The sequence below is a fragment of the Kineococcus lubricus genome, from assembly GCF_050871965.1.
Lineage (GTDB): Bacteria > Actinomycetota > Actinomycetes > Actinomycetales > Kineococcaceae > Kineococcus.
On record NZ_JBJLSK010000026.1, the window covers coordinates 35968 to 52823 of the forward strand.

The 16856-nt window shown below is 75.3% G+C and carries 19 protein-coding genes; 5 read left to right on the forward strand and 14 right to left on the reverse strand.

Going from position 1 to position 16856, the window contains the following annotated elements; translation table 11 throughout:
* Window positions 1–70: 70 nt before the first annotated feature.
* From ptsP to ACRYRX_RS17825, 7 genes are all read right to left on the reverse strand, one after another.
* Window positions 71–1723, reverse strand: coding sequence for a phosphoenolpyruvate--protein phosphotransferase (gene ptsP, locus ACRYRX_RS17795; protein WP_432513946.1), 1653 nt, complete (start codon window positions 1721–1723; stop codon window positions 71–73).
* Window positions 1716–1985: an HPr family phosphocarrier protein gene (locus tag ACRYRX_RS17800; protein WP_432513948.1), complete on the reverse strand. Its 270-nt coding sequence runs from the start codon at window positions 1983–1985 to the stop codon at window positions 1716–1718. The genes ptsP and ACRYRX_RS17800 overlap by 8 nt, the downstream gene beginning before the upstream one ends.
* An 11-nt stretch (window positions 1986–1996) precedes the next feature.
* Window positions 1997–3487, reverse strand: a complete 1491-nt coding sequence (locus tag ACRYRX_RS17805; protein ID WP_432513950.1) for a PTS fructose transporter subunit IIC — start codon at window positions 3485–3487, stop codon at window positions 1997–1999.
* Window positions 3484–3942, reverse strand: coding sequence for a PTS sugar transporter subunit IIA (locus tag ACRYRX_RS17810; protein ID WP_432513952.1), 459 nt, complete (start codon window positions 3940–3942; stop codon window positions 3484–3486). Before ACRYRX_RS17810 ends, ACRYRX_RS17805 begins: the two co-directional genes overlap by 4 nt.
* A complete protein-coding gene (gene pfkB / locus ACRYRX_RS17815; RefSeq protein ID WP_432513954.1) occupies window positions 3939–4898 on the reverse strand; it encodes a 1-phosphofructokinase in 960 nt (319 codons plus the stop codon). Before pfkB ends, ACRYRX_RS17810 begins: the two co-directional genes overlap by 4 nt.
* Window positions 4895–5656: a DeoR/GlpR family DNA-binding transcription regulator gene (locus tag ACRYRX_RS17820; protein WP_432513955.1), complete on the reverse strand. Its 762-nt coding sequence runs from the start codon at window positions 5654–5656 to the stop codon at window positions 4895–4897. Before ACRYRX_RS17820 ends, pfkB begins: the two co-directional genes overlap by 4 nt.
* Before the next feature lie 184 nt (window positions 5657–5840).
* On the reverse strand, window positions 5841–7949 hold the full coding sequence (locus tag ACRYRX_RS17825) for a DNA gyrase/topoisomerase IV subunit B (RefSeq protein WP_432513956.1): 2109 nt from the start codon (window positions 7947–7949) through the stop codon (window positions 5841–5843).
* A gap of 198 nt (window positions 7950–8147) precedes the next feature.
* Here ACRYRX_RS17825 and ACRYRX_RS17830 point away from each other — a divergent pair, with 198 nt between their 5' ends.
* Together ACRYRX_RS17830 and ACRYRX_RS17835 are read left to right on the forward strand one after the other, a co-directional pair.
* The gene (locus ACRYRX_RS17830) at window positions 8148–8387 is read left to right on the forward strand and encodes a DUF7455 domain-containing protein (protein ID WP_432513958.1); all 240 of its coding nucleotides are present in this window, start codon (window positions 8148–8150) and stop codon (window positions 8385–8387) included.
* Window positions 8388–8426: 39 nt separating this feature from the next.
* On the forward strand, window positions 8427–8921 hold the full coding sequence (locus ACRYRX_RS17835; protein WP_432513959.1) for a DUF456 domain-containing protein: 495 nt from the start codon (window positions 8427–8429) through the stop codon (window positions 8919–8921).
* Here the strand turns inward: ACRYRX_RS17835 and ACRYRX_RS17840 are convergent.
* The gene (locus tag ACRYRX_RS17840) at window positions 8908–9330 is read right to left on the reverse strand and encodes a VOC family protein (RefSeq protein ID WP_432513960.1); all 423 of its coding nucleotides are present in this window, start codon (window positions 9328–9330) and stop codon (window positions 8908–8910) included. The two genes, ACRYRX_RS17835 and ACRYRX_RS17840, sit on opposite strands and share 14 nt — an antisense overlap.
* 109 nt (window positions 9331–9439) lie before the next feature.
* On the opposite strand from ACRYRX_RS17840, the gene ACRYRX_RS17845 reads away from it, so the two are divergent.
* The gene (locus ACRYRX_RS17845; protein WP_432513961.1) at window positions 9440–10378 is read left to right on the forward strand and encodes a helix-turn-helix transcriptional regulator; all 939 of its coding nucleotides are present in this window, start codon (window positions 9440–9442) and stop codon (window positions 10376–10378) included.
* Between the two features lie 61 nt (window positions 10379–10439).
* On the opposite strand, the gene ACRYRX_RS17850 is transcribed toward ACRYRX_RS17845, so the two are convergent.
* The 6 genes from ACRYRX_RS17850 to ACRYRX_RS17875 all read right to left on the reverse strand — a co-directional run bounded on the left by ACRYRX_RS17850 (window position 10440) and on the right by ACRYRX_RS17875 (window position 15192).
* Complete coding sequence (locus ACRYRX_RS17850; RefSeq protein WP_432513962.1) at window positions 10440–11999, reverse strand: RNA polymerase sigma factor; 1560 nt, start codon at window positions 11997–11999, stop codon at window positions 10440–10442.
* A gap of 163 nt (window positions 12000–12162) precedes the next feature.
* Window positions 12163–12564, reverse strand: a complete 402-nt coding sequence (locus tag ACRYRX_RS17855; RefSeq protein ID WP_432513963.1) for a universal stress protein — start codon at window positions 12562–12564, stop codon at window positions 12163–12165.
* 61 nt (window positions 12565–12625) lie between these two features.
* Window positions 12626–13762 (reverse strand): DUF4192 family protein, encoded by a 1137-nt coding sequence (locus ACRYRX_RS17860; protein WP_432513966.1) that lies wholly within the window; start codon window positions 13760–13762, stop codon window positions 12626–12628.
* A 63-nt stretch (window positions 13763–13825) separates the two neighbouring features.
* Window positions 13826–14134: a YkvA family protein gene (locus ACRYRX_RS17865; protein WP_432513967.1), complete on the reverse strand. Its 309-nt coding sequence runs from the start codon at window positions 14132–14134 to the stop codon at window positions 13826–13828.
* Between the two features lie 40 nt (window positions 14135–14174).
* Window positions 14175–14888 (reverse strand): EcsC family protein, encoded by a 714-nt coding sequence (locus ACRYRX_RS17870; protein ID WP_432513969.1) that lies wholly within the window; start codon window positions 14886–14888, stop codon window positions 14175–14177.
* 76 nt (window positions 14889–14964) lie between these two features.
* Window positions 14965–15192: a hypothetical protein gene (locus ACRYRX_RS17875; protein ID WP_432513972.1), complete on the reverse strand. Its 228-nt coding sequence runs from the start codon at window positions 15190–15192 to the stop codon at window positions 14965–14967.
* 97 nt (window positions 15193–15289) lie between these two features.
* On the opposite strand from ACRYRX_RS17875, the gene ACRYRX_RS17880 reads away from it, so the two are divergent.
* Together ACRYRX_RS17880 and ACRYRX_RS17885 are read left to right on the forward strand one after the other, a co-directional pair.
* The gene (locus ACRYRX_RS17880; protein ID WP_432513974.1) at window positions 15290–16189 is read left to right on the forward strand and encodes a spermidine synthase; all 900 of its coding nucleotides are present in this window, start codon (window positions 15290–15292) and stop codon (window positions 16187–16189) included.
* Window positions 16186–16856: DedA family protein (locus tag ACRYRX_RS17885; RefSeq protein WP_432513976.1), on the forward strand; the 671-nt coding region annotated here is incomplete at its 3' end. The genes ACRYRX_RS17880 and ACRYRX_RS17885, both read left to right, overlap by 4 nt.

The following is a 16856-nucleotide window of genomic DNA, read 5'->3' on the forward strand; positions in this document are numbered from 1 at the left end:
CTCCGGGTAGTTCCTGCGGATCCCTCGGCGAGGCCGGGGGGACGTCCCGCCGAGGGATCCTGCTGCGAGGTTACAACGCGAGGACCTCGGGATCGGCCGAACGCGCCGCCGCGTCGCGCGCCGCGGTGGCCGAGTCGGCCGCCAGCGCCGCGCGCGCCATCTCCCGGCACGTCCCCAGGTCGGTCCGGGCCAGGGCGTGGCGGACCGCCGGGACGGCCGCCGGGGCCATCGACAGGCTCCGCACCCCGAGGCCGACGAGCACGAGGGCCAGCAGCGGGTCGCGCGCGGCCTCGCCGCACACCCCCACCGGGACGTCCACCCGCCCGGTGGCCTCGACGAGCTGCAGCACCGCCGGCTGCCACGGGTCGAGCAGGTCGGCGAGGTCGCCCTCGAGGCGGTCGGCGGCCATCGTGTACTGGGTGAGGTCGTTGGTGCCCAGGCTCACGAAGTCCAGGCCGGCGGCCACCAGCTGCTGCGCCCGCAGGGCCGCGGCGGGGACCTCGACCATCGCCCCGACCGTGCTCAGACCGGCCCGCCGGGCCTGCTGCGCGAACTGCGCGGCCTCGGCGGGCGTGGAGACCATCGGGGCCATGACCCACGGCTGCGTCCCGGTCCGCTCCGCGGCCGCGGCCAGGGCGCGCAGCTGGGTGTCCAGCAGGTCCGGGTGCCGTCGGGCGGTGCGCAGCCCGCGCACGCCCAGGGCGGGGTTCTCCTCGGCCGCGACGTCGACGAAGGCGAGCGGTTTGTCGGCGCCGGCGTCCAGCGTGCGGACGACGACCTTGCGGTCGCCGAACGCCGTGAGCACCCGGGCGTACGCCTCGGTCTGCTCCTGCAGCGTCGGGGCGTCGGCCCGGTCCAGGAACAGGACCTCGGTGCGGAACAAACCGACGCCCTCGACGTCCTGCGCCGCAGCGCGTTCGGCGTCCTCGAGGGTCCCGACGTTGGCCAGCAGCTGCACCGCGGTGCCGTCGGCCGTGCGGCCGGGGCCCCCGGCGGAGGCCGCGAGCGCCTCGCGGGCGGCGCGGCGCGCGGCGACGGCCTCGCGCAGGTCCGCCGGCGGGTCCGGGACCAGCGTCCCGGCCCGGGCGTCCAGCGCCACCGTGGTGCCCGCGGCGACGTCGGTCGCCCCCGGCACCCGCACGAGGCAGGGGATGCCGAACTGGGCCGCGATGATCGCGGTGTGGCTCGTCGGGCCGCCGAGCTCGGTGACGATCCCGACGACCAGGGACAGGTCCAGCGCGGCGGTGTCGGCCGGGGCCAGGTCGCGGGCCACGACGACCGACGGCTCGCTCAGGCGCGGCACGCCCGGTTCGGGCAGGCCCAGGACCCGGGCGACGACGCGGTCGCGGACGTCGCGCAGGTCGGTGACGCGCTCGGCCAGGTAGGGCCCGGAGGCGGCCAGGACGGCGCAGAACTGCTCGACGGCCTCGTCGACCGCGGTCGCCGGGCCCGACCCGGCGGCCAGGCGCTGGTCGACGACGGCGAGCAGCCCGGGGTCGGCGGCCATCAGCGCGGTGGCCTGCAGCACCTCGGCCGTCGTGCCGCCGGCCGAGGCCGCGCGCTCACGCAGGGTCGCGGCCACCGCCTCGAACGCCTCGCGCACCCGGGGCCCGGCGCCGGGGTCGGCGGGCTCGGCGGCCGGCGGGCGGGCGGGCGGGGCGAGGACGACGGCCGTCCCCACCGCGGCGCCCGTCCCGACGCCGACCCCGGACAGCTCAGGCATCGTGGTCGGTCTCGACCAGCGTCGCGAGGGACTCCAGCGCCGCGTCGGCGCCCTCCCCCTCGGCGGTCAGGGTGACCTGGTCGCCGTGCTTGGCGCCCAGGCCCATGACCATGAGGATGCTGCGGGCGTCGACCGGGTCGCCGTCACCGACGGCGATGGTCACGGGCAGCCCGGTGGCCGCGGCGGCCTGGACGAACAGCGAGGCGGGGCGGGCGTGCAGGCCGACGCGGGAGGCGACGACGGCGGTGCGGGTGGCGGGCACGGGGTTTCTCCTCAGACGGTGGCGGGCTGGGTGGTGGTGGCGGCGGTGTCCTGGACCTGGGGGGCCTTGCGGTGCAGACCCTTGAGCAGGACGACGGCGGCGGCGGTGACGACGGTGCCGAGGACGATGGCGAGCAGGTACAGCAGCGGCTGGCCGACGAGGCCGAAGACGACGACGCCGCCGTGCGGGGCGCGCAGGGTGTTGCCGAAGGCCATCACCAGGCCGCCGGTGACGCCCGAGCCGATCATCGCGGCGGGGATGATGCGCAGCGGGGCCGCCGCGGCGAACGGGATCGCGCCCTCGGTGATGAAGAACGCCCCGAGCAGGACCGCGGCCTTGCCGTTCTGCCGCTCGGCCTCGGTGAACAGGGTCTTGCGGACGAACGTGGCCAGGGCGATGCCCAGCGGCGGGGTCATGCCGGCCGCCATGACCGCGGCCATGACCTTCAGCTCGACGGGGCTGCCGGAGGCGGTGGCGACGGTGGCCAGGCCGGTGGTGGCGAACGTGTACGCGACCTTGTTGATCGGCCCGCCGAGGTCGGCGGCCATCATGACCCCGAGGATGACGCCGAGCAGGACGATCCCGCTGCCGGACAACGAGTTCAGCCCGTCGGTGAGCTGGTCCATGAGCCAGGCGATCGGCCGGCCCAGGACGACCAGCATCGCGCCGGCGGTGAGGAACGTCGCCACCAGCGGGATCACGACGACGGGCATGATGCCGCGGACGGCGTTCGGGACCTTCAGCCGGGCCAGGCCCAGGGCGACGAACCCGCCGAGGAAACCGGCGACCAGACCGCCGAGGAACCCCGCGCCGACGGCGACGGCGATGGTGCCGCCGACGAAACCGGGCGCCAGGCCGGGCCGGTCGGCGATGCCGAAGGCGATGAACCCGGCCAGGACCGGCACGAGGAACCCGAAGGCGGAACCGCCCAGGACGAACAGGAGCCCGGCCCAGTCGTGGCCGGAGGCGGGGTCGAAACCCTCGATGAGGTCGGCGGCGGTGACCGTGTTGATCGTGTAGCCCCCGATGAGGAAGGCGAGCGCGATCATGATCCCGCCGGCGGCGACGAACGGGATCATGTAGCTGACCCCGGTCATGAGCCACTGCCGGACCCGGGTGCCCACGCCCGCGTTCGAGGTGACCTTGGTGGCCGGGGCCGGGCCGGCGGCCGGCGCCGGCGTGGCCCCCTTCGGCGCGGCCTCGACGGCGGCGACCGCGGCGGCCACGACGCCGGGGGCGTCGGCGACGGCCTTCTTCACCCCGACGTCGACGAACGGCAGCCCGGCGAACCGGTCCTTGTCGCGGACCTCGAGGTCGGCGGCGTAGATGACGCCGTCGGCGGCGGCGATGACGGCCGGGTCGAACGGGGCGGATCCCGCCGCCCCCTGCGTCTCGACCTGGACCTCGTGCCCGGCCTCGCGGCCGGCGACCTCGAGGGCCTCGGCGGCCATGTACGTGTGGGCGATGCCCGTGGGGCAGCTGGTGATCGCGACGAACTTCATCGTCCGTACACCTCTTCCAGGACGGTCGAGGCGACGGCGGCGGCGTCGGGGGCCTCGAGCAGGGACTGGCGGAAGGAGACGTGCACGAGCTTGCGGGCCAGGGCGGCCAGGATCGTCAGGTGGTCGGCCTCGCCCTCGGCGGGCGCGGCGATGAGGAACACCAGGTTGGCCGGGCCGTCGGGGGCGCCCCAGTCGATGCCCGTCCCGTTCACGACCCGGCCGATCGCCAGGCTCGGCACCGTGACGGCCGCCGAGCGGGCGTGCGGCAGGCCGATGCCGCCGGGGATCCCGGTGGCCATCTGCTCCTCGCGGGCGGCGACGTCGGCGAGGAAACCCTCCAGGTCGGTGACCCGGCCGGCGTCGACCAGGGTCTGCGCGAGCTGGCGCGTCGCGTCGACGCGGTCAGCGGCCCGCAGGTCGACGAGGACGAGTTCGGGGGCGGTGAGATCGGTCATCGCTGAAGGTCCTTCACGAGGGTGTCGGGGTGGGGGTCTTCCAGGGTGCGCACGGCCTGCGCCGCGGTGGTGGTGCCCGGGGGTCCGGGGACGGTGCTGCCGGGGAGCAGGACGGCGGCGCGCCCCCAGGCCACGGCCGTGGCGAGCCGCTGCGCGGCGCCGCCCCGGGCGTGCAGGAAACCCGCGAGCGTGCAGTCGCCGGCTCCCACGGTGCTCAGCGGGACGAGGGTCGGCCCCCCGGCCCACACGGTGCCCCCGTCGCCGACCAGCAGGGCACCGGCGCCGCCGAGGCTGACGAGCACCTCGCCGACCCCGCGGGCGCGCAGTTCACCGGCGGCGGCCACGACGTCGCCGACGGTGTGCAGTTCGCGGCCGAGGAGTTCGGCCAGTTCGTCCTCGTTGGGTTTGAGGACGTCCGGGGCGGCGTCGACGGCGGCGGCCAGCGCGGTTCCGCTGGTGTCGACGGCGGTGCGGACCCCGGCCGCCCGGGCGGCCCGCACGAACGTCGCGTGCAGGTCGCCGGGGGCACCGGGCGGCAGCGACCCGCTGGTGACGAACCAGTCGGGGCGGGTCGCCAGCTCGGCGACCACGCTGCGGTGCAACGCGTCCACGTCGGCGGGAGTGAGTTCGGGGCCGGGTTCGTTGAGCTTGGTCGTCGTCCCGTCGCGCTCGACGACGGTGGTGTTCGTGCGGATCGTCCCGGCGATGGCGACGGTCACGGCGCGGACCCGCTGCGGTTCCAGCAGCGCCTCCAGCCGGTTCCCGTCGATCCCGCCCGAGGGCAGGACGGCGGTGGTGTCGTGGCCGTGCCGGGCCAGGACGCGGGCGACGTTGACGCCCTTGCCGCCGGCCTCGACCGAACCGGCGAGGGCGCGGTGGACCTCGCCGCGGGTGAGCTCGGTGAGCTCGACCGTGTGGTCGACGCTGGGGTTGGGGGTGACGGTCAGGAACCTCACGCCCTCACCACCCGGGGTCCGGCGGCCTCGACCTCGCCGAGGAGGTCGGGGTCGGTGGCGGTGTCGGTGATCACGGTGTCGACGGCCTCCAGGTCTGCGACGTGGGCGAAGTCGTCGCGGCCGAACTTGGTGTGGTCGGCCAGGACGACGGTGCGCCGGGCCGAGGAGATGAGGGCGCGCTTGACGGCGGCCTCGGCGAGGTCGGGGGTGGTGAGCCCGCGCTCGACGGTCAGGGCGTTGGTGCCGAGGAAGGCGACGTCGGCGAAGACCTCGGCGAGGGCGCGCTCGGCCCAGCCGCCGACGGCGGCCAGCGTCCGGCCGCGGACGGTGCCCCCGACCAGGTGCAGGGTGAGGTTGGGCCGGTTCGCGACGATCTGCGCGACCGGCAGGGCGTGCGTGACGACGGTGAGCTCGCGGTCGGTCGGCAGCAGCTCGGCGAACCGGGCGGTGGTGGTCCCGGCGTCGACGAGGAGGGTCCCGGCCTCGGGCAGCTCGGCCAGCGCGGTCTTGGCGATGCGGTCCTTCTCGGCGCCGGCGACGTCCTGCCGCTCGGGCACGGCGAGCTCGGCGCCGAGGCGCTCGAGGGGGATGGCGCCGCCGTGCACGCGGCGCAGGACACCGCGCCGTTCCAGGACGGTCAGGTCGCGGCGGATCGTCTCGGGGGTCACGTCGAACACGTCCGCCAGGGCGGTGACCTCCACCCGGCCGGCGCTGCGCGCCGCGTCGAGGATGGCCTGGTGCCGCTCCGGTGCGTACATGGTCTGACTCCTGAACCGACGTCGTCGTCTCCGCGTGCTGGGGACAGTTGTACGCCCGATTCGGACACGAAGTCAACACAACGGACACGAACGGACATCCGGGGCCCGCACACGCGGAACCCCCGGCCCGAGAGGTCGGACCGGGGGTTCAACCGGGTGCGGGAGGCCCGGCGGGTTCGAGGGGTCAGGCGTCGATGCGGTCGCGGTCCAGCTTCTCGGCCCCCGCGATGATGAAGTCCTTGCGCGGGGCGACGTCGTTGCCCATGAGCAGCTCGAAGACCCGCTCGGCCACGGCGCCGTCGGACACCGTGACCCGGCGCAGCGTCCGGTGCTGGCGCTCCATCGTGGTCTCGGCGAGCTGGTCCTCGTCCATCTCCCCCAGCCCCTTGTACCGCTGGGGCTCCTTGTACGTGCGGCCCCGCTTCTGCAGGTCGGCGGTCACCCTCCGCAGCTCGGCGTCGGAGTACGTGTAGATCACCTCCTTGCCCTTGCGCCCGGACTGCGTCACCTCCAGCCGGTGCAGCGGCGGGACGGCCGCGAAGACCCGCCCGGCGTCGATGAGCGGGCGCATGTAGCGGAAGAACAGCGTCAGCAGCAGCGTGCGGATGTGCGCGCCGTCGACGTCGGCGTCCGTCATCAGCACGATCTTGCCGTAGCGCACCGCGTCGAGGTCGAAGCTGCGCCCCGACCCCCCGCCGACGACCTGGATGATCGCGGCGCACTCGGCGTTCTTCAGCATGTCCGTGACCGAGGCCTTCTGGACGTTCAGGATCTTGCCGCGCAGCGGCAGCAGCGCCTGGTACTCCGAGTCCCGCGCCCCCATCGCCGTGCCCAGCGCCGAGTCGCCCTCGACGAGGAACAGCTCGGTGTTCGCGACGTCGTCGGACCGGCAATCCTTCAGCTTCGGCGGCAGCGAGGAGCTCTCCAGCGCGTTCTTGCGGCGCTGGGTCTCCTTGTGCAGCCGCGCGGAGATGCGCGACTTCATCTCCGTGACGACCTTGTCGAGCACCGCCGTGGCCTGCGCCTTCTCGTCCCGGCGCGGGCTGGTGAGGAACTCCCCGAGGCGGACCTCGACGACCTTGCGGACGATCGCGCGCACCGCCGCCGTCCCCAGGACCTCCTTGGTCTGGCCCTCGAACTGCGGCTCGGCCAGCCGGACGGTCACCACCGCCGTCATCCCGGCCAGGATGTCGTCCTTCTCCAGCTTCTCGTCCCGGCCGACCTTCAGCCGGCGCGCCTGGGCGTCCACCTGCTTCTTCACCGCGGCGTACAGCCCCTGCTCGAAGCCCGACAGGTGCGAGCCGCCCTTGGGCGTGGCGATGATGTTGACGAAGGTCCGGACGGTCGGCTCGTAGCCGGTCCCCCAGCGCAGCGCGATGTCCACGGCGCAGCGGCGCTCGACGTCCTGCATGCTCATGTGGCCGGACTCGTCGAGGACCGGAACCGTCTCGGTGAAGACGTCCTCGCCCTGCAGGCGCCACACCGAGGTGACCGGCGCGTCCGGGGTGAGGAAGTCGGCGTACTCGCTGATGCCGCCGTCGTGCTGGAAGACCTCCTCGCTCGGCTCACCCGTCCGCTCGTCGCGGATGACGATGCGCAGGCCGGGCACGAGGAAGGACGTCTGCCGGGCGCGCGCGGTCAGGTCCTCGTGGGAGAACCTCGCGTCCTTGAGGAACACCTGGCCGTCGGCCCAGTACCGCACCCGGGTCCCGGTCACCCCGCGCTTGGCGCGGCCCACGACCCGCAACCCCGTGGCGGGCGTGAACGGCGCGTCCGGCCCGTCGCCGTCGTAGTGCCCCGGGGTCCCGCGCCGGAAGCTCGCCGCGTACGTCTTGCCGCCGCGGTCGACCTCGACGTCGAGCCGGGACGACAGGGCGTTGACGACCGAGGCGCCGACGCCGTGCAGACCGCCGGAGGCCGAGTAGGACCCGCCGCCGAACTTCCCACCGGCGTGCAGGTGCGTGAAGACGACCTCCACCCCCGACAGGCCCGTGCGCTTCTCCACGTCGACCGGGATGCCGCGGCCGTCGTCGTGGACCTCCACCGACCCGTCCGGGTGCAGGATCACGGTGATGTTGGAGCAGTGACCGCCCAGCGCCTCGTCGACGGAGTTGTCGATGATCTCCCACAGGCAGTGCATGAGGCCCCGGGAGTCCGTGGAGCCGATGTACATGCCGGGACGCTTGCGGACCGCCTCGAGCCCCTCGAGGACGAGGAGGTTGGCGGCGGTGTACTTCTCCTCGCCGGAGGTCCCGGCGGACCCGTTGGACGAGGCGGAGCTGGGGGGAGTCACCCGGGCAGGGTACGTGGGGGCACCGACACGACGGCGCAGGCGCCTGTCGCGCCGGTGTGAGCGACGCCACCTCCGCTACGAGCGAACGCGTTGCTCCGACGGCGTGGGAACGCGCGCGCCCGGGCGACGGTTGGGGAAGAGTGTCCGGTGGGAGCAGCAGCTGCCCGCCAGCGTGCACGACCCGGAAGGAGTCGCGGAATGACCACCGCCATGACCACCCTCAGCAGCAACGCCCCGATGACCGCCTCGGACCGGTGCGACCGGTGCGGTGCGCAGGCCTACGTCAGGGTCGTGCTCTCCGCCGGTGGTGAGCTCCTCTTCTGCGCTCACCACGGCCGCGAGCACGGTCAGGCCCTGCGCGCCGCGGGCGCCGACATCCACGACGAGTCGCAGAAGCTCGCGACCACGTCGTCCACCGCGGCCCCCGACGAGCGCTGATCACGATCACGCCGCACGGCCGACGAGCCCGGAGTCACCGTGGGTGACGCCGGGCTCGTCGTCGTCGCGGTCGCCCTGGCCGTCGGGCTGGTCGGGATCGTCGTCCCGGTCCTGCCCGGGACCGTCCTCATCGCCGTGGCCGCCCTGGTGTGGGCGATCGGCACCGGCGGTGCCGCCTGGTGGTTCTTCGCCGCCGCGGCCGTCCTGCTGGCCGGCGGGCAGGTCGCGATGTACCTGCTGCCCGGCCGCCGGATGACCCGGGCGGGCATCCGGCGGACCACCCTCCTGCTCGGCGGCCTGCTCGGGGTCGTCGGGTTCTTCGTCGTCCCGGTGCTGGGACTGCCCCTCGGGTTCGTGCTCGGGGTGTTCCTCGGCGAGCTCCTGGGCACCACCGCGACCCCCGACCGGGCCCGCCGGGCCTGGGGCTCGACGGTGGTCGCGCTGAAGAACGTCGGCCTGAGCGTGGCGATCGAGGGGGCCGCGGGGCTGGTGGCGACCGGGGTCGTGGTCGCCGGGGCGCTCAGCCTGCGCTGAACGCGACCTGCTGGTCCACCACCCAGGTGACGCCGAACCGGTCGGTGAGCATCCCGTACAGCGGGGAGAACGGCGAGGGTCCCAGCGGCGTCCGGACGTGGACGGCTCCCCGGGCCAGGCCCTCGTAGGCCGCGGTGACCTCCTCGGCGGTGTCGCAGCGCAGCGAGACGTAGACGGCGTGCCGGCCGGGGTCGAAGTCCCGGTCGGTCTGCACGTCGTAGGCCATGACGTGGAACCCGCTCGCGGCACGCACCTCACCCCACACGACGTGCTCAGGCTCGCCCTGCGGGTCGTGCGCCTGACCGTAGGTGACGATCACGGGCTCGGCCCCGAAGACGGCGCCGTAGAACCGCAGGGCCTCCTCGGCCCGGCCGCGGAAGTTGAGGTGCGTGGTGGTCGTGATGGGCACGGTGGCTCCTCCGATCGCTGGGTGTCCCCGGGTGCTCCCGGGGGACACCGACGACCATCCCGGGTGCAGCGGTCAGGTCCTGACCTCTTCTCGCGCGATGCTCGACCTCGTGAGCACACCCCCCGGACGTCTCCTGGCGCTGCTGTCGCTGCTGCAGGCCCGCCGCGACTGGCCCGGGCAGGTCCTGGCCGAGCGCCTCGAGGTCAGCCCGCGCACCGTCCGCCGCGACGTGGAGCGCCTGCGTGAGCTCGGCTACCCCGTCACCTCCACGAAGGGTCCGGACGGCGGCTACCGGCTGGACGCCGGCGAGGACCTGCCTCCCCTGCTGTTCGACGACGAGCAGGCCGTGGCCCTCACCGTGGCCCTGCGGATCGCGGCCGCCGAGGGCGGCGGGATCGGGGACGGGGCGGCCCGGGCCCTGACCACCGTCGGGCAGGTGCTGCCGGCCCGGCTGCGGCACCGCGTCGAGGCGCTGTCGGAGGCCACCTTCGCCGGTCGCGGCGGGACCGGGGTCGACCCCGCCGTCCTGCTGGCCGTCGGGGACGCCGTCCGCGCCCGCGCGGTCCTGCGCTTCGACCTGCGCGACGCGCCGCGGCGGGCCGAACCGCACCACCTGCTGCACCGCGCCGGCCGCTGGTACCTGCTCGCCTGGGACCTCGACCGCGACGACTGGCGGACCTTCCGCCTGGACCGGATCACGCTCAAGGTGCCCACCGGGCCGCGGTTCACGCCCCGGCCGGTCCCCGGCGGGGACCCCGCGACCTTCGTCGAGGCCCGGTTCAAGGGCTCGACGAGCCGGGACGCCTGGCCCTGCACCGGCCGGGTCGTCCTCGCACGGCCCGCGGCCGAGGTCGCCGAGCTCGCCGGGGACGGCACGGTCGAGCCGCTGGACGACCGGACCTGCCGCCTCGTCCTCGGCTCGTGGTCGTGGATCTCCCTGGCCGGGGCGATCGCCCGCTTCGACGCCGAGGTCCGCGACGTCTCCCCCGCCCCGCTGCGGGCCGCCTTCGGCACCCTCGCCGCCCGGTGGCAGCGGGCCACCGGGTGACGAACGCGCGACGGCCCAGCCGGGGTCGTCCCCGGCCGGGCCGTCGCGCGCGGTGGTGCCGTCAGTCCAGGTAGTCGCGCAGGACCTGCGAACGCGACGGGTGACGCAGCTTCGACATCGTCTTGGACTCGATCTGGCGGATCCGCTCGCGGGTCACGCCGTAGACCTTGCCGATCTCGTCGAGCGTCTTGGGCTGGCCGTCGGTCAGGCCGAAGCGCATCGAGACCACGCCGGCCTCGCGCTCGGACAGGGTGTCCAGGACCGAGTGCAGCTGCTCCTGCAGGAGGGTGAAGCTCACCGCGTCGGCCGGGACGACCGCCTCGGAGTCCTCGATCAGGTCGCCGAACTCGGAGTCGCCGTCCTCGCCCAGGGGCGTGTGCAGCGAGATGGGCTCGCGGCCGTACTTCTGGACCTCGACGACCTTCTCCGGGGTCATGTCGAGCTCCTTGGCGAGCTCCTCCGGAGTGGGCTCGCGGCCCAGGTCCTGCAGCATCTGCCGCTGGACGCGGGCGAGCTTGTTGATGACCTCGACCATGTGCACCGGGATGCGGATGGTGCGGGCCTGGTCGGCCATCGCGCGGGTGATGGCCTGGCGGATCCACCACGTCGCGTACGTCGAGAACTTGTAGCCCTTGGTGTAGTCGAACTTCTCGACCGCGCGGATCAGGCCGAGGTTGCCCTCCTGGATCAGGTCCAGGAACAGCATCCCGCGGCCGGTGTAGCGCTTGGCGAGCGAGACGACCAGACGCAGGTTGGCCTCGAGGAGGTGGTTCTTGGCCCGGCGGCCGTCCTCGCTGATCCACCACAGCTCGCGCTTGAAGATGGGGTCGATGTCGTCGCCGGAGTGCAGCTTCTCCTCGGCGAACAGGCCGGCCTCGATGCGCTTGGCGAGCTCGACCTCCTGCTCGGCGTTGAGGAGGGCGACCTTGCCGATCTGCTTCAGGTAGTCCTTGACCGGGTCGGCCGTGGCCCCCGCCGTCGACACCTGCTGGGCCGGGGCGTCGTCCTCGTCGTCGTCGCGCAGGACGAACGCGCCGCCGGTCTTCTTGGCGGTCGTCTCCGACGCCTCGGCCGGGTCGGCGACCGCGTCCTCCTCGACGGCGAGGTCGTCGTCCTTGAGGTCGTCCTTGAGGTCCTCGGTGAGGTCCTCGACGGGTTCGTCGCCCTCGTCGTCCTTGGCCTTGGCGGCGGTCTTGGCGGTCGCCTTGACCGCCGGCTTGGCGGCGGCCTTCTTGGCGGCCGCCTTGACCGGGGCCTTGGCCGCCTTGACGGCGGGCTTGGCCGTGGCGGCACCGTCCTCACCGTCGACCGGCGCGGCGGCGCGCTTGGCGGCCGGGCGGGCGGTCTTGGTGGCCGTGGCCGTGGAGGTGGCGCGGCGCGCCGAGGCCGCCGCCACGGCGCGCTTGGGAGCGGCTTCGGGCACCTTGACGGTGATCCCGTTGTCGTCGAGGGCGCGCAGGACCGCCTTCATCCGCTGCACGGGCAGCTGGGCGTCCTCGCAGGCGACCCGGACCGACTGCGCGTCGACGTAGCCGTGGGTGGTTCCGTGCTGCAGGAGCTCCTGGAAGGGAGCGGAAGCGAACTCTGGCGGGAGCGGCCGGGAGGTCGGTACCGACGACACGGACTGCCTTTCGTCGTGGGCGGAACGGGCTGCGCGGGCAGCAGCCGACAACGTCAACACCGGCGGGCTCGAGCTTATGCCCACGTGGGAGACAAACCACGATTCTTGCACGGATCGGCGGTCGGAGCGGCGCGACACCACTCGCGCGGCGTCGTGGGGATGGTCAGTCCTCGGGCTTGACGGCCAGCACGGGGCACGGGGCGTCGAGCAGGATGCGCTGCGCGCTGGCCCCGAGGATGAGCTTGCCGACCGGGGTCCGCCGGCGCAGGCCGATGACGATGAGCGAGGCCCCGGTCTCCTCCGCCGCGGTGATCAGGTCGTCGGCCGGGTCGTCGGAGTCGGGGACCTCCCGCAGCTGCGCCTCCAGGCCCGCGGCGCTCAGCCGGGCGCGCACCCGCTCGTGGACCGCGGCCAGCTGCTCGGCGTCCTCGGCGTCGACCTCCCGGCCCGGACGCCGGCTGTGCACCACGACCAGCGACGTGGCGAGCTGCTCGGCGGCCTCACCGGCCCGCTCCAGCGCGGCCCGCCCCTCGGGGTTGGCCACGTACCCGACGACGATCCCCATGCCGCAAACCTCCAACGTCGTAGACGATGCGTGACCGTACTACGCGCCACCCAGGGCGACCTCACCGGCTCGGCCGGAGGCCGAGCCGGACGGCCTGCCCGACCAGACCGGCCAGCCGGTGCGACGGGTCGAGCTCCAGCGCCCGCTGCGCGCACCCGCCGGCGGGCGCGGACGCCCCGCACTGCCAGTGCAACCACGCCGCGACGGCCCAGGCCCCCGCCGCGGACCGGTCCACGGCGTGCCGGGCGACGTCGACGGCCACGGCCGCCGCCGCCGAGGCCCGGACCGGGTCGAGCTCCTCGGCGAGGGCGCGGTCGATCAGGTCCACGGCGTCACCGCCCGCGGCCCCCGGGGCCCGGCCGGGGTGCAGCACCGCGGCGCGGGCCCGCTCGGTCACCGGGCCGCGGGCACCGCTGAGCAGCACCGCGTCCCGCACGCCGGTGTCGGCCAGCCCCGCCAGCACCCGCCCGCACCACGCCGCGTCCGGTACCTGCGCCACCCGTGAGCCCAGCCGCGCCTCGACGGCGGCGTCGAAGGCGGCGACGAGGGCGGGCCCGGCCGGTGCGCGCCGGGCGCGGCGGCGGGCCGCGGCCGCCGCGGCCAGCCGCTCGGGCCCGTGCGGCGCCGTCGGCGGCAGGACCCCGGCGCGGTCGGCGGCGGGGGCCAGGCCGCGCCCGACGGCCTCGGCGGTCACGCGCCCGGCTCCCGCGCCGTCGCGCGGGGCGCCGCCCGGCGGGCAGCAGGGCCGGTGGCAGGTGAGGGAACGCCAGCGGTCGGCGGTGACGAGCAGGACCTCCGCCGGGGCCGGGCCCGCCGGACCGCCTCCGAGGTCGGCCAGGACGTGGCGGACGGTCGCCGCGGCCCGGTCCCCGGGGGTCAGGACGCCCTCGCGCAGCCGGGCGTCGGGGTCGAGGACGAGCAGGTGCACCTGCGAGCCCGGCCGCACGTCCCGGCGCAGCACGGCCAGCAGCGGGCCGGTCGCGGCGGCGACGTCGCCGGGAGCCGGCGAGACCGGCAGGTCGACGCGCAGCCCGCCGCTGAGCGGGCGCCCGCCGCCGGGGCCCGGGGTCCCGAACTCGAGGGCGACGAGGCTGTCGGCGGGGTGGAACCCGAGGCAGTACGGGACGAGGGCGACGAGCTCCTGCGGGCCGTGGGCGCGGAGGGAGGTCGCGGTGGGCGGCTCGTGCGGGGAGGTCACGGGCCCCACCCTCGGCGGGCCCGGTCCGCGCCGGCCCGCACCGTCCACAGGCCGGGCCCGTCCTCAGCCGGCGCGTCCCCTGTGGGGACGGGGACGCCGGGCCTGGTCGCCGTGCTCGCGGCGGGCCCGGGCGTAGTCCTGGGTGGCGGTGCGGACGGAGGCGGCGACGAACGCCGCGACGAGACCGTCGTCCACCAGACCCAGCAGCGGGGTCCACAGCTCGGGGACGGCGTCGACGGGTGAGAGCAGGTACACCGTCCCCAGGGCCGCCGCGGCGAGCCGTCGCCGCCCCGGACCGGTCCAGCGCCCGGCCGCGGCGTCGCGCACCATGGCGGGCAGCAGCCGCAGGCGGACGGCGGTGCGGGCGTCCACGGCGGGCACCGCCCGCAGGGCCCGTCTCACCGGCGGCCGGTCACGGGGTCTGCGCCGCGCGCGGCGGCAGCGCGTGCTCGGCGGCCTTGGCGATGCGGCGGAACATCACGGTGTCGACCCCCGCGCCGACGGCTCCCCCGACGACCGGCAGCGCCCGCTGCGGCAGGCGCAGCAGGCCCTGGGTGCCGAAGCGCGCGATGATCCGGAACCCGACGCCCTTGTTGACCAGCATCAGCACCGGAGCGGGGACGCGGGAGGTCAGCAGGCCGGTGAGCCGGCCGGTCAGCCGGCCGCCGGTGGGCAGACCCGCCGCCTTGAGGACGTCGGTGGCGTCGGCGCCGACGAGCGTCAGCAGGATCGCCGAGCGCACCTCGGGCCGGCTGGTGTCGTAGCCGCGCAGCTCGGCCATCGCCGCCACGGCGCGCACCGCCAGGACGTGGAACCCGAAGACGTTGGCGGGCAGGGCCACCGGCAGGGTCAGCAACCCGCCCAGGCCCGTGACGAACCCGTTGCCGGCCACGAGCCGGGTGTGCTGGCGCTGGACCGCGTGGATCGCCGACTCGGCGCTGGGGTGGTGCTCCCGGGCGGCGGCGGCGACCTCCGCCGCGCCGTCGAAGGGGCCGAGACCGTCGATGCCGACGGCCAGCAGGCGCTGGACGAGGTCGGCGGCGCGCCGGTCCAGGGCGGACCCCTCCGGGGTGCCGGAGGTCGTGGCGGGGGACGTGGCGTCGTCGCGGGGGAGGTCGGGGCTCACACCACGACGCTAACCGTTCCGCCGCCGCGCGCACCCAGGGACGACGGGGACGACGGGGACGACGGGGACGACGGCGTCAGCGGGCGTTGCGCTGCTCGCTCAGGTACTGCGCGACCTCGGCCACCCCGGCGTCGACGTAGCGGCGGCGCGCCCACGGCCGCGGCAGGCGCTGCCCGGCGGCCACCGGCGGGCGGTCCAGCTGCGGGAAGCGGTTCGCGTCGACGCTGCGGCGCAGGGCGCGGCGGTCGCGCAGGAAGGGCACCACGAACAGGGCGAGCAGGCACATCTCCAGGAAGGTGGACATGCTCAGTACCTCGGCAGACCGGCCCGGGAACTTCAGTCCCGCCCGGGACGGCCGCCGCGGGGCGGCCGGGGACGCCGTCACCTGGTTGGATCGACCGGTGCCCGACCGCTCCTCCCCCGCCCGCCGCCGCCGACCCGCGCTCCCGGCCGCGCGGCCCGTGGAGGGCGAGGAGGCCATCTCCACCGGGACGGTGCGCCTGGAGCAGGACCGGGACGACCCCGACGGCTGGACGGTCGTCGTCAACGGCGTCCCGAGCTCCTACGTCGACGTGGCCGACCCGACGAACCTGGTCTTCGAGTACCACCAGTGGACGGCGGCCGTCCTGGACGCCGTCCGGGACGACGGGCCGCTGCGCGCCGTCCACCTCGGCGGGGCCGGGTGCGCGTTCCCCCGCTACCTGGCCGCGACCCGGCCCGGCTCGCGCCAGCTCGTCCTGGAGGTCGACGCCCGGCTCGTCGAGGTGGTCCGGCGCAGCTTCGGCGCGGCGGGCGCGGCCGGGTTCAAGCTGAAGGTGGCCGACGCCCGCGCCGGGCTGGCGCCGGTCCCCGACGGCACCCAGGACGTCCTGGTCCGGGACGCCTTCGCCGGCGACCAGGTGCCCGGGCACCTGCGGACGGTGGAGTTCCTGCGCGAGGTCGACCGCGTCCTGGCCCCGGGCGGGCTGTGGATCGCGAACCTGGCCGACCGGCCGCCGATGCCGAACTCGCGCGCCGAGCTCGCCACCGCCTTCGAGGTGTTCGCGCACGCGGCGGTGCTGGCCGAGCCGGGCGTGTTCCGCGGCCGCCGCTACGGCAACGCCCTGCTGGTCGCCTCCCAGGCCGAGCTGCCCGAGCAGCCCCTCGTGCGGGCGCTGTCGGGCGGGGCGGCCCCGGCGCGGCTGGTGCTGGACGCCGAGGCGCGGCACTTCTGCGCCGGCTCGAGCGTTCTGCGGGACGTCGACGTGCGCCCGCCGTTCCCGCCCCCTTCCCCCACACCACCGGAGGACTCCCCCGCATGAGCACCACGGCCGAGACCGCTGTCGCTGAGACGGGCGGCCTGACCGGGTTCGTCCTCGACACCGTCGACGCCCTGGGCGCCCCCGGGGTCGGGCTGCTGAGCTTCGCGGAGGTGGTCTTCCCGCCCATCCCCAGCGAGATCGTGCTGCCGCTGGCCGGTTTCCTCGTCCAGACCGGGTCGATCAACCTGGTGGCGGTGTTCGCGCTGTCGACCCTCGGGTCGTACCTGGGCTCGCTCGTCCTGTACTGGGTGGGCAAGGTGATCGGCCTGGACCGGGCGGCGCGCATCGCCGGCCGCGTCCCGCTGATGGACGCCTCGGACGTCACGAAGTCCGCCGAGTGGTTCCACCGCCACGAGGGGGCGGCGGTGTTCACCGGCCGGTTCGTGCCCGGTGTCCGCAGCCTCATCTCCCTGCCCGCCGGGGCGGCGCGGATGAGCCTGCTGAAGTTCTCGCTGTTCACCGTCGCCGGCAGCGGTCTGTGGAACGCGCTGCTCATCGGCCTCGGGATGGCCCTGGGCACCCAGTACGAGCTCGTGGAGCAGTACGGGCACTACGTCGACTACGCCTTCTACGCCGCGATCGCCGCGGTGCTGCTGTGGGCGGTCGCGCGGCGGGTGCGCACCCGCCGCGCGACCGCCCACAGCAGCACCGCGGCGATCGCGGCGTA